The following is a 13,360-nucleotide window of genomic DNA, read 5'->3' as shown; positions in this document are numbered from 1 at the left end:
AACCCCCGAGGGCGGCCTCTGCGCGCCCGGAGACGGAGAACGACCATGACCCACCCACGAGAGGTCGACGCCGTCATCGTCGGCGCCGGCTTCGCCGGGATGTACCAGCTCCACCGACTGCGTGAGCTCGGGTTCACCACCCGGGTCTTCGAGGCCGGCGACGGCGTCGGCGGCACCTGGTACTGGAACCGCTACCCCGGCGCCCGCTGCGACGTCGAGAGCATGTCGTACTCCTACTCCTTCTCCCCCGAGCTCGAGCAGGACTGGGAGTGGACCGAGAAGTATCCCGCGCAGCCGGAGATCCTGCGCTACGCCGAGCACGTCGCCGACCGTTTCGACCTGGGCCGCGACATCACCTTCGAGACCCGGGTGACCTCGGCGGCTTACGACGAGGGGCGCGAGCGCTGGCTGGTCACCACCGACACCGGTGAGACCGTCGACACGCAGTTCCTGATCATGGCCACCGGCTGCCTGTCGGCGTCGAAGCTGCCCGAGGTCCCCGGCCTCGACCGCTTCCAGGGGCAGACGTTCCACACCGCGCACTGGCCGCGCGGCGGGGTGGACTTCACCGGTCAGCGCGTCGCCGTCATCGGCACCGGCTCCTCGGGCGTGCAGTCGATCCCGATCATCGCCTCGCAGGCCGCGGAGCTCACCGTCTTCCAACGCACCCCCGCCTTCTCCCTCGCCGCACGCAACCGCCCACTCGAGCAGAGCGAGATCGACCAGATGAAGGCCCGCTACCGGGACTGGCGGGCCGCCCAGCGCGCCTCCGGCTTCGGCGTGCCGATCGAGCCGGCCACCAAGTCCGCGCTGGAGGTCAGCGAGGCGGAACGCACCGCGAAGTACCAGGGAGCGTGGGACGGCGGCACGCTGACAGCGATCATCGGCGGCTACACCGACATCCTGGCCGACCGCGAGGCCAACGAGACCGCGGCCGAGTTCGTACGCCAGAAGATTCGCGAGCGGGTCACCGACCCCCAGGTCGCCGAGACGCTCTCACCCCGCAGCTACCCCATCGGCACCAAGCGCCCCTGCCTGGACACGAACTACTACGAGACCTACAACCAGCCCCACGTGCACCTGGTCGACCTGCGCAAGACGCCGCTGGTCGGGCTCACCGAGACCGGTGTGGCGACCTCCGAGGACTCCTACGACCTCGACGCCGTCGTGTTCGCCACCGGCTTCGACGCCATGACCGGGGCCCTGACCGCGATCGACATCCGCGGCCGTGGCGCAGTCGCCTTGAAGGAGAAGTGGAGCGAGGGACCCCGCTCCTACCTCGGCCTCTGCGTGACCGGGTTCCCCAACCTGTTCACCATCACCGGGCCGTCCAGCCCCAGCGTGCTGTCCAACATGATCGTCTCCATCGAGCAGCACGTCGAATGGGTCTCCGACGCCCTCGCTCACCTGCGCCAGAACGGCCTCGGAACCATCGAGGCCACCGCCGAGGCCGAGGACGGCTGGGTCGCCCACGTCGAGGAGGTCGGCAACGCCACGCTCTACCCGCAGGCCGACTCCTGGTACATGGGCTCCAACGTGCCCGGCAAGCCGCGGGTCTTCATGGCCTACATCGGCGGTGTCGGCCCCTACCGGGAGCTCTGCACCGAGATCGCCGAGAACGGCTACCGGGGCTTCGCCCTCACCCCGGCGCTCACCCCGGCCTGACCCAGACGACGAAGGAGGACGGTGGTGTGGGTACCCGCCCGGCCCAGCGGGCACCCACACCGCCCGGCTTCCTGGCATGATCGAGAATCCCGATCCAGGAGAACGGCCCCTGATGACCTATGCCGTGCCACCGAGCCGCCGGGAGGCGATCGTCCGCCAACTCCGCGACGAGATCGTCACTGGGGAGCTCGCCCCCGGGACGGTGCTCAAGGACGCCGAGCTCGCGACGAGGCTCGGGGTCAGCATCACCCCGATCCGCGAAGCCGTGGCCCAGCTGACCAGCGAGGGACTCGTCGACCTCGCACCCAACCGCGTTCGCCGGGTCAGTGTGATCACACGGAAGAACGCGCTCGACCTCATCGATGTCATGGGCGTCCTGGCGAGCGCCGGCGTCGAGTGGGGACTGCCACACCTGACCGACACCGAGTTCGCTCGCATGCGAGCCCGCCTCGCGGACTCCGAGGCCGCCCTGGAGCGCGGCGACACCACCGCAGCCAGCGCCGCCGGCGCCGACGTCAGCACCATCATGATCTCCGCCAGCGGCAACCTGGAGCTCCAGTCGCACGTCGACCTGACCGTCACCCGCACCGTCAGGTTGCTCGCCCTCGCCGCGGACGACGACCTCTGGCAGATCTGGCGCGACGGCTACCGCGACGTCATCGCCCTGCTCGAACAGGACCGACGCAACGACGCGGTAGCGAGGTACCGGCGCATCTTCGACACCGCGCGTACCCGCATCGCCGACATGCCCTTCACCGACTGACTCGCATCGCTGGTAGGTCATCTACCGGGAACCCGGGCCTGTCAACTCCGGCCGAACCGTGACCCGGCGTGATCCGTTTGAAATTTGACCCACCTGGTTGTTGGTCTTCAGCTGTCGGTCTTGCCCGCGGCTGGGACGCGGCCGAGGTCGCGGTCCTTGAGCCGGTAGCTGTCGCCCTTGAGAGAGAGACGACTTCGGCGTGGTGGACGAGGCGGTCGATCATCGCGGCGGCGACGACGTCGTCGCCGAAGACCTCGCCCCAGCGTCCGAAGGGCTTGTTACTGGTGACGATCAGCGAGGCGCGTTCGTAGCGGGATGAGACGAGCTGGAAGAACAGGTTCGCCGCTTCGGCTTCGAAGGGGATGTAGCCGACCTCGTCGATGATCAGCAGCGGGACGACCCGGCCCAGCTTGACGAGCTCGTCCTGAAGGCGTCCGGCGTGATGGGCCTCGGCCAGGCGGGCGACCCACTGCGCGGCGGTCGCCGGTGTCTCGCACTGGCTGCGGACACCGACCGTCGAGGGCGTGCGCTGGAACACGATTAGCTCCTTCGCCCATTTGGCGACCTCGGGGACGATTTGGACCGCGGTGGCGCCGGTACCGATGATGCCGACGCGCTTGTCCCGTAGCTTCGTCAGATCCGGCTGCGAGGCATCCCCGCCGGTGTAGCCGTAGTCCCACCGGCTGGAGTGGAAGGTGTGTGGCCGGAAGACGTCGATTCCGGGCAGGTTCGGAAGCTTGGGCAGGCTCTGCCTGCCGCAGGCGAGCACGAGGTGGTCCGCCGTGAGCTCGTCGCCGCGGTCGGTGGTCAGGAACCAGTGCTGTTCCTCCTCCTGCCATTCGGCGCCTGTGATCGTGGTCTGGAACAGCGCCTTGTCGTAGAGCCCGTAGGACGCCCCGATCCGCCGGCTGTGCTCCAGCATCTCCGGCGCGTACGAGTAGCGGTGCCGGGGCGCGTAGTCGAGCTCCTCGAGCAGCGGCAGGTAGATGTGCGCCTCGAGGTCGCACATGGCCCCCGGGTAGCGGTTCCGGTACCAGGTGCCGCCGAAGTCGGCGCCGATCTCGATGACCCGGATGTCGCTGACCCCGGCCTCGCGCAGCCGCGCGCCCATCACGAGGCCACCGAAGCCACCCCCCGCCACGATCACCGTGGTGTGGTCACGGATCGGCTCCCGCTCGAAGTCCGGGTCGGCCCACGGGTCGGCTCCGAAAGCCGCGAACTTCCCGCCGGTGCCGACGTACTGACCCTGGCCGTCGGGGCGGATCCGCTTGTCGCGTTCCTCGACGTACTTCAGCTTGAGGGCCGCCGGGTCGAAATCCAGCTGCCCGACGAGCGCATCCTCCGACATCTCGTTCCCTTCGCCGTGCGTGCCGGGTGCGACGGGCCCGACGTCGTCGTGACGGGTACCTCACCCGGGTCGCCAGTCAAACGACTCGTGGGCGCCGGGCGTAGCGACCGGGGTCGCGATCGACCGAGACATGCGTCGCGGCTCCACACGACGGCCGACGCTCGCCGCGCCCAGCCGAGCCGGGTTCACTCGCCCCGTACGACTACTCGGCCGACCGGAGTGACGATGAGCAACCCGACCACCGCACGGTTCCTGCTCTCCCGGGCAGACCTGGACTTCCAGCTCTACGACTGGCTCGACGTGGAGAGCCTGGTCAAGCGCGAGCGGTACGCCGAGCACAGCCGCGAGACCTTCGACGACGTGCTCGATCTCTGCGCCACCGTCGCCGCGGAGCGGTTCGCACCGCACAACAAGCTGAACGACAGCCACGAGCCCGAGCTCGTCGACGGGCGGATCCGGCTGAACCCCGAGGTTCAGGTGGCGGTCGACGCGGTGGGCGAGGCGGGTCTCGTCGGCAGCGGGATGGACGCCGAGGTGGGCGGTCTGCAGCTCCCGCAGGTGCTGCAGACCTACACTCCACCGCCTACGCTGGGTTGCCGCGCGCTGCTCGGGCTCAAGGCGTCGGTGAGCGCGTTCTCGCAGATCGCTGAGGCGAGGGGGTCGCGGCGGCGCTCCTGCTCAGTGCCCGGCACCCGGGCCCGGAGCTCCTCGAAACCGGCCAGCAGCATCAGCTTCCTGGCCCGCTGCATCCCGTCCAGGCGGAGCAGCAGCGACGCTCCGCCGACGTCGGGCACCACGCCGTGCTTGACGAATACCTGACACAGGCGGGCGTCCTCGGCGACGAGCCGGTGGAACGCATGCATCAGGGCGAGCAGCTCCGGGCGTCACCGGGGCGGGATCCGTTGTGTTCGGTCATGCGATCCGCTCCCCGTCGCCGGCGCCGCGTTCGGCGAGGACATGTCGTTGATCTCGGTCGACATGCCGGACTGCGGGTCGGCGACATCGAGGACACCACGGTGATGCGCGGTGCCGCGGCCGTCGCCGACCATGTCGACGACTTCCGGGTGGCGCACCTGCACCGGCGTCAGCTCGCGTCGTCGAGCGCGACGAAACGCCCTCGAACGCCGCCCTGCTGCAGCCGGCTCAGACTCTCCGGAATCTCGTCGAACGTGATGGGGATGACGTCGGCGCGAATCTTGCCCTCGGCGAGCAGGTCGAGCGCCCCGACGCACTCGTGCTGCTCCCCGTTCGAGGCCCCGACGTAGGTCAGGTCCTTGAGGACCATCTTCTGCGTGGAGATCGTGGCCATCTCGACCGCCAGACCGATCTGGACCACCCGGCCGCCAGCCCTGACGGCGTCGATCGCCGAAGCGGTCGTGGTGCCGAACCCGGCGAAGTCGATGATGACGTCGAGGCCCCGATCCTCGAAGTCCCGGATGTCGGCTCCGACCCCGCTCACTCCGAGCCCACGCGCCGCGTCCTGCGCACCGGCGTCGGTTTCGGCCACGTACACGTTCGCCTCCGCGGCCAGCGCGATCTGCGCACCGAGCGAGCCCAGTCCCCCGAACCCGATGATGCCGACGTTCTGGCCGGGCCGGACCAGTCCCGCCGTGTGGATCGCCCGGTAGGCCGTGCGCCCGGCATCCGTCGCCGGCGCCGCCTGGTCGAAGCCGACCGCGTCGGGGATCCGGACGACGAGCTCGGCGGGTACACGCACCTTCTCCGCGAACCCCCCGTTCATCGCGGTGCCGGGGCCGTAGGTCACCGCCGGGATCCCGACCCGGTCGCCGAGGGCGTGGCTCGTCACGGCGGCGCCGACCGCCGAGACGACTCCAGCGATCTCGTGCCCGAGCACGATCGGCAGGTGCCCGAGCAGCGGAGTGAGGGTCCCGTCGATGAACCCGACATCGCTGTGACACAGCCCGGCGGCCCTGACGTCGACGACGAGATCGCCGCTGCCGGGCACCGGATCGGGGATGCCCACTTTCTCGAGTGGGTCTCCCACCTTCGTGAACTGCCATGCCTTCATGTCCCACACCTCCTGGCCGACTCGTCCGAACCGGCTCATCGACGGAACTCGGGTCCAGATCACAACGTTGCCGTAAACGAAACCGGGGCCATCTTCGGACGTCGTACCGGACAAATCAGTCTACGCGTGCGTTAACATCAGCGGTCGAGTGAAGCAGGCATCGACGCCAGGGAGGCACAGCCGATGCGGTCTGCGTCAACCGGGTTCGGGATCCGAACCCGACCCTTGGCACGGATCGACAGGCTCTGCCGCCGAGTCTCGTCGTCGGGCACCGTCCGCCAGCGGCAGTCCGGCGATCTCGTGCCCCAGGGTCCGACGCAACGCCACAACCTCGTCGGGCTCCTCCGTGGTCGACCGCCCGGACACCGACTGCTCCGCCTCGTCCGAGCGCAGAGCCGACAGGGCAAGTTCCAGGAAGCGCTGCGAGGCACTGTGCGGGTCGCTGTATCCCTGCGCGAGGTGCTCGTTCAGAGCCAGGTACAGGAAGACGTCTTCCAGCCAGCGGTCGGGACGGAATCCCCCATGGCGTTTCGCGCGTGCGATCAGCTCCTCGAGCTCCGTGAAGAGCTTGTCGCGCATCCGGTCGACCGGAACGCTGTGACCGGCAGGTACCGCACGCAACGCACCGAGGTAAGCGGGGTTGTCGATCTGCTCGGTGAACAGCCAGCTGAAGTAGTGCACGAAGCCTGCCCACCCGTCCCTCCGGGCCAGCGCCTCGGCCAGCGCCCGCTCGGCCCGTGCGAGGTTCTGCAGCAGAACCCCGACCACGAGGTCCTCCCGGCGAGGAAAATGCCGGTAGAGCGATGCGTTGCTCAGCCTCGCCCTCCGCGCGATCAGGTCCAGCGGCGCCTCCAGCCCGCGCTCGGCGAAGACCTCCTTCGCCGCCGTGATCAGCGCCTCGCGATTGCGCAGCTGGTCCCTGCGCGGGCGGGAAGCACTGGCGGCCATGCCGCTCAACGTAGATCCAGCCCACCCCACGAGGCGAAACGTACAGTAGTCCCCGTTTTGGGGATAGGCTGGCAGGACTCTCAACCGGGAACGACTCGCCGAAGGAGACGAGAACATGGGCAAGCTCGACGGGAAGGTCGCGCTGATCACCGGCGCAGCACGCGGCCAGGGACGTAGTCACGCGATCCGCCTGGCCCAGGAGGGGGCCGACATCATCGCGGTGGACTGGCTCACCGACATCGACACGGTCGACTACCCGATGGCCACGCAGTCCGATCTGGACGAGACGGTCAAGCAGGTCGAGGCGCTGGACCGCCGCATCCACACCGCGAAGGCCGACGTCCGTGACTTCACTGCGGTGCAGGCCGCGTACCGGGCCGGGGTCGCCGAGCTCGGGCCGGTGGACATCGTGTTGGGCAACGCGGGGATCTGTCAGCTCGGCAGTGTCGAGAAGGATCCGGAGCGGGCCTTCCTCGACGTGGTCGGGGTCAACCTGATCGGGGTGTGGAACACCGTCTACGTAGCCGCTCAGGACATGATCGACCGTGACGCCGGTGGCGCGATCGTGCTGACCAGTTCGACGCAGGGGCTCTCCGGGCGCGGCGCCGACGGCTCCGGGGGTGCCCTCGGGTACGCCGCAGCCAAGCACGGCGTCGTCGGACTGATGCGCAGCTTCGCCAACTGGCTCTCCCCGCACAACATCCGGGTGAACACCGTGCACCCGACCGGTGTGGCGACGCCGATGGTCGAGAACGACGTCGTGGGCCGTTACCTGCAGGAGAACCCGCAGGCCGGGCAGATGGCAGCGAACCTGATGCCGGTCGGTCTCACGGACCCGGTCGACATCAGCAACGCGATCCTGTTCCTGGTCAGCGACGACGGCCGTTACGTCACCGGGGTGACCCTGCCGGTCGACGCCGGGTTCAACGTCAAGTAGGGCCGGGAGGCCGGGTCATCCGAGTTCGTGTCGGCTGGCCCGGCCGCTCCCCCGTTGGTGACGCCGGTCCAGCTCATGCCTTTGCGACCACCGCGGCGAGCGCTGAGGGCCGCGTCAGCATCGGGCCGTGGCCGGTGTGGAGGTCGCCGGGCTCGAAGCCTCGGGCGAGGATCGGCCACGCACTCGCTCTGGGCCGGCGGGGATGCCGGGTCTCGCGGACGTGCGCGGCATCGGCGGCCAGTGAGCCGCCCGCCTTCCGGCTGAACAGGTCGAAGCACTTACATACCTCGGTTCACGGCCGACGGCGGGTGCCACCGCGCCTTCCCGGTGGTACCCGCCGTCGGCGTGGAGCGCGATCAGGCGGTAGCGACGACGTCCTTGACGTTCGGCACGACCTCCTTGGCGATGCGGTGCATCGACTCGATCCAGGGCTTGGGGTCATCGATGTAGTCGTGGGTGTTCATCACGATCTGACCCAGGCCGCCGATGTCGTCGTTCATCTTCTGCAGCTTCTCGGTCACGGTCTCCGGGGAGCCGCAGATCCAGACGTGCTCGGCGATCCAGTCCATGGTCAGGTCGTTGATGTCGATCCCGGTCCCGGAGTCGTCGATGTAGCCCTGAAGGATCTTGAACTCCTTGTAGACCGGGACGAGGTACTTCTCCCAGCACACGCCGAGGCCACCCTCGAGGGCGATGCGCTTGGCCTCCTTGTCGGTGTCGGCGACGACGATGTCGCGGCACATCCGGAAGCGGTTGCGGTCCGGTGTGAACCCGTTCTCCCGCTGCCCCGCCTCATACTGTGCCCAGTGCGACTTGCCGACCTCCATCCCGCCGAAGAAGGAGATCGGCGAGAAGTTCTTGCTTCCGGCGTACTTCATGGTGGCCGAGTTGTACGACAGCGCGGTCATGGCGATCTCGAGATTCTCCGCGCCGTTCCACGGGGCGAAGTCCGGCATGACATGGAACTCGTCCTCCGGGTTCTCGACGACGCTGTGCTCGGGGAACCCGCCCTTGAAGAACTTGCCCTCGAAGTGGAAGGGCTCGCGCTCCCACACCTTCTGCATGATCTCGAGCGCCTCGTCACGTCGGGGACGAGCCTCGGACAGGTCCGCGGGCTGACCACGCAGCTGGGCGTCCCGCGGGTACGCGCCCGGCCCCACCCCCAGGAAGTAGCGGCCCTGCAGGACCTGAGACAGCCACCCGACCTGGATGGCAAGCGAGCCGGGGTTGTGCAGGCCGAGAAGGTGGGCCATCGGCGCGAAGCGCAGCTGCTCGGTCTCGCGGGCGCAGGCCCCGATCACGATTTCCGGGGTGGGCACGCTCTCCCATGCCTGGGTGGCGTGCTCGCCGACCATGAAGTCGGCGAAGCCGGCCTGGTCGGCTTCGCGGGCGATCTCGACGGAGTAGTCGAACACCTCGCGCGGGTTCCGCCGCGGCTGCATGTACGGGACGTGGAAGATGCCACTCTTCATATCCTGTGCTCTCCAATGAACGCGGGAAGTCGTCATGACTCGTGCAGGTATCGGGGGCTTGGCCGGGGGCGTCGACACGGACGCGGAAGGTGACCGGCGGAACCTCCTGGATCGATGGGAAGCGGGCCGGCGACGGCCTCGCGGCTGCGCTCAGGCGGCGGTGTCGAACGTGATGACGCCGCGGACGTTGCGGCCTGCGTGCATGTCCGAGTAACCCTGATTGATCTGGTCCAGCGTGTAGGTGGTCGTGATGATCTCGTCGAGCTTGAGCCGGCCCGCGGTGTAGAGCTCGAGCATCTTGGTGATGTCTCGCATCGGCGCGACGCCGCCGAACATCGAACCGAGCAGACGCTTCTGGTAGAGCGTCAGCTCGAACAGTGAGATCGGGGCCCCGAAGTCGGTGGACGGACCGAGCGAGGTCACCACGCACGATCCCGCCTTCCGGATGGACGCGAAGGCTTGTCGGACGTAGTCCGGATCGAGCACGCCGACGGTGATGATCGCGCTGTCCGCGCCCTGACCGTTCGTCATCGAGCGGGCCAGCTCGGTGGCCTGCTCCATGTCCGGGGCGGTGTGCGTGGCGCCGACCTGTTCGGCCATCTCCCGCTTGAACGGGAGCGGGTCGACAGCGATGACGTTCGCCGCGCCGGCGTGCACCGCCCCCTGCACGGCGAACGCACCGATCCCGCCGATCCCCATGACGATCACGGTGTCGTTGGGCTGCACCTGCGCGATATTGACCGCCGACCCCCACCCCGTATTCACACCGCATCCGACGAGGCAGGCGGCCTCCAGCGAGATGGACGGGTCGATCTTGACTGCGGAGTTCACGCCGACGGTCGTGTACTCGGAGAACGTCGAGATGCCGCACCACTGTCCGACCGGACGCCCGTCGAGGGACATGCGGAAGCTGGTCGGGTCCTCGAACCTGGCGCCGCGGAGCAGGTTCGCGGCCAGATCGCAGAGATTGCCCATGCCGACCGCGCACCAGCGGCAGCGACCACAGCTGGGCAGACACGAGAGCACGACGTGGTCGCCCTCCGCCCAGCCGGGGGTGTCCGGGCCGACCTCGACGACAACGCCGGCGCCCTCGTGTCCGCCGCACGTCGGCAACGTCTCCGACGGCAGGTCGCCGGTGGCGACGTGGTCGTCGGAATGACACATCCCCGACGCCGCGACACGGACGACGATCTCCCCACGTCGTGGCCCTTCGAGGTCGAGCTCGACGACCTCGAACCGGCCGGGGATCTCACGCAGGATCGCGCCTCTGGTCTTCATCGGCACTCCGATTCGGTGGGCGTGAACGGGGGCGGACGGCCGGGTGGAGCCACGGGCTCCACCCGGCCGTCCGCGGGATCTCAGCTTCCGGCGGAGACGCCGAACGGGAGCTGGATCTTCGGGGCGACCTCCTGGGCGAGCAGCCGCAGCGACTGGAACCAGGGGGACGGATCGTCCATGTAGTCGTGGGTCTCGACCTGCAGCACGCCCCAGCCGCCGGTGAACTCGTAGAGCTTGTTCAGCTTCTCGATCACCGTCTCCGGGGAGCCGACCACCCAGACGTTGTCGCAGATCCACTCGAGGTCGACGTCTGCCTTGGTGGCACCGACGTCCTTCATGTAGCCCTCGAGCATTCCGAAGCGCTCCCAGATGGGCCACAGGTAGCGCTCGAAGGCGTACCCGATGCCGCCCTCCATCGCGAGCTTCTTCGCCTCGGCGTCGGTCTCGGCCACGAACACGGTCTGCGAGACGTGGTACTTGCTGCGATCCGGGGTGTGGCCGTTGGCCAGCGCCGCCTTCTCGTAGGTCTCCCAGTGGGTCTTGAGGATCGACGACCCGGAGTAGATCGAGACCGGCATGAACCCGCGCTCGCCGGCGAACCGGATGGACGGGGAGTTCACGCTGAGCCCGGTGACGGCGATGTCGAGCTTGCCGCCCCACGGGCTGTAGTCGGCGATCTTGTGGTCGTCGTGGCCCTTGCCGTCGTCGAGCTCGGCCGGGTAGCCGGCGTTCCAGTACTCGCCCTCGTAGTGGAAGGGCTCGCGCTTCCAGATCCGCTCCATGATCTCCAGCGACTCCCGCACGCGGGCGGGGTTGGTGGAGATGTCGGTGATGCCGTGCAGCTCGGCCGCCTGCGGGTAGGCGCCGGCCCCGATGCCCAGGAAGTAGCGGCCCTCGAGGATCTGGGACAGCCAGCCGACCTGGATGGCCAGCGCGGCCGGGTGGTGCTGGGGCAGCAGGTGCGCCATCGGCGCGAACTTGATCCGCTCGGTCTGCACGGCCGCCGCGGCGATCACCAGCTCGGGGGTCGGGATGCACTCCCACTTCTGGGTCGCGTGCTCGGCGACCATGAACTCGGTGAAGCCGGCCTTGTCAGCCTCACGGGCGTTGGCCAGCGCCCAGTCGAACGTCTGCCGTGAGCTGCGCTCGGGGCGCATGTAAGGGATGTGGATGAGTCCGGATTCCATCGGATCTGCTCTCCTGAGGGTGCTGGGCTGGTCGTGCTGGACATATCGGTCGGACGCGGTGCGGCGTCGTCGGGACGGAAGCGGTCGGGCCCTCGTCCTACGACGCGAAGAAGGTGTCGTAGGCGTGCTTGGTGTCGAGGTACTCGTGCACGACGGCCATCCGGCCGTCGGGAGCGACCTGGAACAGGAAGTGACAGCGCGGGTCGTAGACCCGGCCGTCCTTGAGCTCGGCGTAGGAGTCGGCCTCGACCGCGACCTTGTCGCCCTCGGCGACCATCGAGAGCGGGGTGACCCTCAGCGGCTCGACGTAGACGTCGGCCACCCCCCCGATCAGCGCCCCGAAACCCGCCTTGTCGTACGAGCCGGACATCCCGTCGAGCTTCCCGGACACCCACCACGTCACGTCGTCACTCAGCGCCGCGAGGGTCTTCTCCACGTCGCCCGCGGAGAAGATCTCCAGGAACGCGGTGACGGCGGCCTTGTTGTCCTCGGTACTGGGCATCGTTGCCTTCCTCCGGTGTGGTTGCTGCGGGTCAGACGAAGCCGCCGGCGGCGTCCTTCGTGGCGAAACGGGGAGCGACCTCCTCGGCGAAGCGCACGAGCTCGGCGTTCTGCCGCTGCGGCTCGAGGTGGCCCTGGCCGAACATCAGGAAGCACTCGTTGAAGCCGAGCCGGTCGTGGGCCTGCTCGATCTGGCGCGAGATGTCGTCCGGGGTACCGATCAGCACGTTCGGGAACTGCTGGCCGTGCGGGATGAACCACTTGTCCCAGAACCAGCGGTGCTCGGCCTCGAGCGCCTGGGCCTCCTCCTTGCTGTCGGTCAGGATGAGGAACCCGCCCCAGGCGCCGATCTCCTCGCGCGGGACGTCGCGGCCTGCCTTCTTGGCCGTCTCGGCGTAGCGGTTCCAGAGGGCCTCGCAGAAGTCCATGTCGTTGGCGAACACGACCTGCTTGCCGCCCTCACGGGCCCACATGTCGACCGTGCGCATGCTGTAGGCGAACTGTCCGTAGATCCTCGGGTGCGGGTTCTGGAACGGTCGCGGCGCGATGCCGATCTCGCGGACGATGCCGTTCTCGTCCTGGCCCGCGCCGAACTCCGCGTAACCCGGGTGTCCGACGGAGCCGTCCTCGGGAGGGAACTGCCAGTACTTGCCCTTGTGGCTGAACGTCGAGTTCTCCCAGGCCTTCTTCAGGACCTGGACCGACTCCTCGAAGATCTCCCGGTTGACCGCGTCCTGCTCGTCCTTGGCCTTGGCGTGCGCGACGTTGGTCGCCCCGCTGCCGCGGATCGCGGCGTAGGCGTCGACCCACCGGGCGTGGTAGCCGCGGGCGAAACCGACGATGAGCCTGCCCTGCAGCATGTGGTCCAGCGTCGCGATCTCCTCGGCGACGCGGACCGGGTTGTGTGTGGGCAGCACGTAGCCGAGCAGCCCGGCCTTGAGCCGCTTGGCGTGCGAACCCACGAACAGTCCCATCATCCCGGGGTGGTTGGTGATCTCGAAGCCCTCGATCTGCAGGTGGTGCTCCGGCGAGCAGTAGGACTCGTACCCCAGCTCGTCGGCCAGCTGCACGTAGCCCTTCATCTCCTCGAGGAACCGTTGGTAGAGCTCGGGGCGCTGCCCGGCCATCCCCGCCTCGAGCTCGTGGCGACGGCCGATGACGCCGGTCTGCATCAGGTGGAATTTCACCGGGAGATCTCCTCGCTGTCGTCGAGGTCGAGACGCGGAACTGTC

General features: G+C 68.5%; 12 protein-coding genes and 2 pseudogenes. 4 read left to right on the top strand and 10 right to left on the bottom strand.

Features of this window, described 5'->3' with window-relative positions:
- Window positions 1–45: 45 nt before the first annotated feature.
- Window positions 46–1,665 (top strand): NAD(P)/FAD-dependent oxidoreductase, encoded by a 1,620-nt coding sequence (locus I4I78_RS06475; protein WP_218610276.1) that lies wholly within the window; start codon window positions 46–48, stop codon window positions 1,663–1,665.
- Window positions 1,666–1,777: 112 nt separating this feature from the next.
- The gene (locus I4I78_RS06470) at window positions 1,778–2,428 is read left to right on the top strand and encodes a GntR family transcriptional regulator (protein WP_218610275.1); all 651 of its coding nucleotides are present in this window, start codon (window positions 1,778–1,780) and stop codon (window positions 2,426–2,428) included.
- Window positions 2,429–2,535: 107 nt separating this feature from the next.
- Here I4I78_RS06470 and I4I78_RS06465 read toward each other — a convergent pair.
- A pseudogene (locus tag I4I78_RS06465) lies at window positions 2,536–2,912 on the bottom strand (ATP-binding protein); the annotation flags it as partial.
- Between the two features lie 87 nt (window positions 2,913–2,999).
- Window positions 3,000–3,776 (bottom strand): annotated as a pseudogene (locus I4I78_RS06460) (flavin-containing monooxygenase); the annotation flags it as partial.
- Window positions 3,777–4,001: 225 nt separating this feature from the next.
- On the opposite strand from I4I78_RS06460, the gene I4I78_RS06455 reads away from it, so the two are divergent.
- On the top strand, window positions 4,002–4,595 hold the full coding sequence (locus I4I78_RS06455) for an acyl-CoA dehydrogenase family protein (RefSeq protein WP_218610274.1): 594 nt from the start codon (window positions 4,002–4,004) through the stop codon (window positions 4,593–4,595).
- 65 nt (window positions 4,596–4,660) lie between these two features.
- Here I4I78_RS06455 and I4I78_RS06450 read toward each other — a convergent pair whose 3' ends face one another.
- The 3 genes from I4I78_RS06450 to I4I78_RS06440 form a co-directional block, all read right to left on the bottom strand.
- A complete protein-coding gene (locus I4I78_RS06450; RefSeq protein ID WP_218610273.1) occupies window positions 4,661–4,855 on the bottom strand; it encodes a hypothetical protein in 195 nt (64 codons plus the stop codon).
- 5 nt (window positions 4,856–4,860) lie between these two features.
- Window positions 4,861–5,805 carry an alcohol dehydrogenase catalytic domain-containing protein gene (locus I4I78_RS06445; RefSeq protein ID WP_218610272.1) on the bottom strand — a complete coding sequence of 315 codons (945 nt, stop codon included), beginning with the start codon at window positions 5,803–5,805 and terminating at the stop codon, window positions 4,861–4,863.
- A gap of 195 nt (window positions 5,806–6,000) precedes the next feature.
- Window positions 6,001–6,753: a TetR/AcrR family transcriptional regulator gene (locus I4I78_RS06440; RefSeq protein WP_218610271.1), complete on the bottom strand. Its 753-nt coding sequence runs from the start codon at window positions 6,751–6,753 to the stop codon at window positions 6,001–6,003.
- Between the two features lie 115 nt (window positions 6,754–6,868).
- Between I4I78_RS06440 and I4I78_RS06435 the strand changes: the two genes are divergently transcribed.
- Window positions 6,869–7,690, top strand: coding sequence for a mycofactocin-coupled SDR family oxidoreductase (locus I4I78_RS06435; RefSeq protein ID WP_218610270.1), 822 nt, complete (start codon window positions 6,869–6,871; stop codon window positions 7,688–7,690).
- 356 nt (window positions 7,691–8,046) lie between these two features.
- Here I4I78_RS06435 and I4I78_RS06430 read toward each other — a convergent pair whose 3' ends face one another.
- The 5 genes from I4I78_RS06430 to I4I78_RS06410 all read right to left on the bottom strand — a co-directional run bounded on the left by I4I78_RS06430 (window position 8,047) and on the right by I4I78_RS06410 (window position 13,315).
- Complete coding sequence (locus I4I78_RS06430) at window positions 8,047–9,162, bottom strand: LLM class flavin-dependent oxidoreductase (RefSeq protein WP_218610269.1); 1,116 nt, start codon at window positions 9,160–9,162, stop codon at window positions 8,047–8,049.
- 150 nt (window positions 9,163–9,312) lie between these two features.
- Entirely contained in the window at window positions 9,313–10,440 is a 1,128-nt protein-coding gene (locus I4I78_RS06425; protein WP_218610268.1) for an NDMA-dependent alcohol dehydrogenase, read from the bottom strand.
- An 80-nt stretch (window positions 10,441–10,520) separates the two neighbouring features.
- Complete coding sequence (locus tag I4I78_RS06420; protein ID WP_218610267.1) at window positions 10,521–11,627, bottom strand: LLM class flavin-dependent oxidoreductase; 1,107 nt, start codon at window positions 11,625–11,627, stop codon at window positions 10,521–10,523.
- A gap of 97 nt (window positions 11,628–11,724) precedes the next feature.
- The gene (locus I4I78_RS06415; protein ID WP_218610266.1) at window positions 11,725–12,129 is read right to left on the bottom strand and encodes a nuclear transport factor 2 family protein; all 405 of its coding nucleotides are present in this window, start codon (window positions 12,127–12,129) and stop codon (window positions 11,725–11,727) included.
- A gap of 31 nt (window positions 12,130–12,160) precedes the next feature.
- A complete protein-coding gene (locus I4I78_RS06410) occupies window positions 12,161–13,315 on the bottom strand; it encodes an LLM class flavin-dependent oxidoreductase (RefSeq protein ID WP_218610265.1) in 1,155 nt (384 codons plus the stop codon).
- Between the last annotated feature and the right edge of the window lie 45 nt (window positions 13,316–13,360).

This window comes from Pseudonocardia sp. KRD291, from assembly GCF_019263595.1.
GTDB lineage: Bacteria > Actinomycetota > Actinomycetes > Mycobacteriales > Pseudonocardiaceae > Pseudonocardia.
This window is presented reverse-complemented; position numbering and strand designations above follow the sequence as displayed.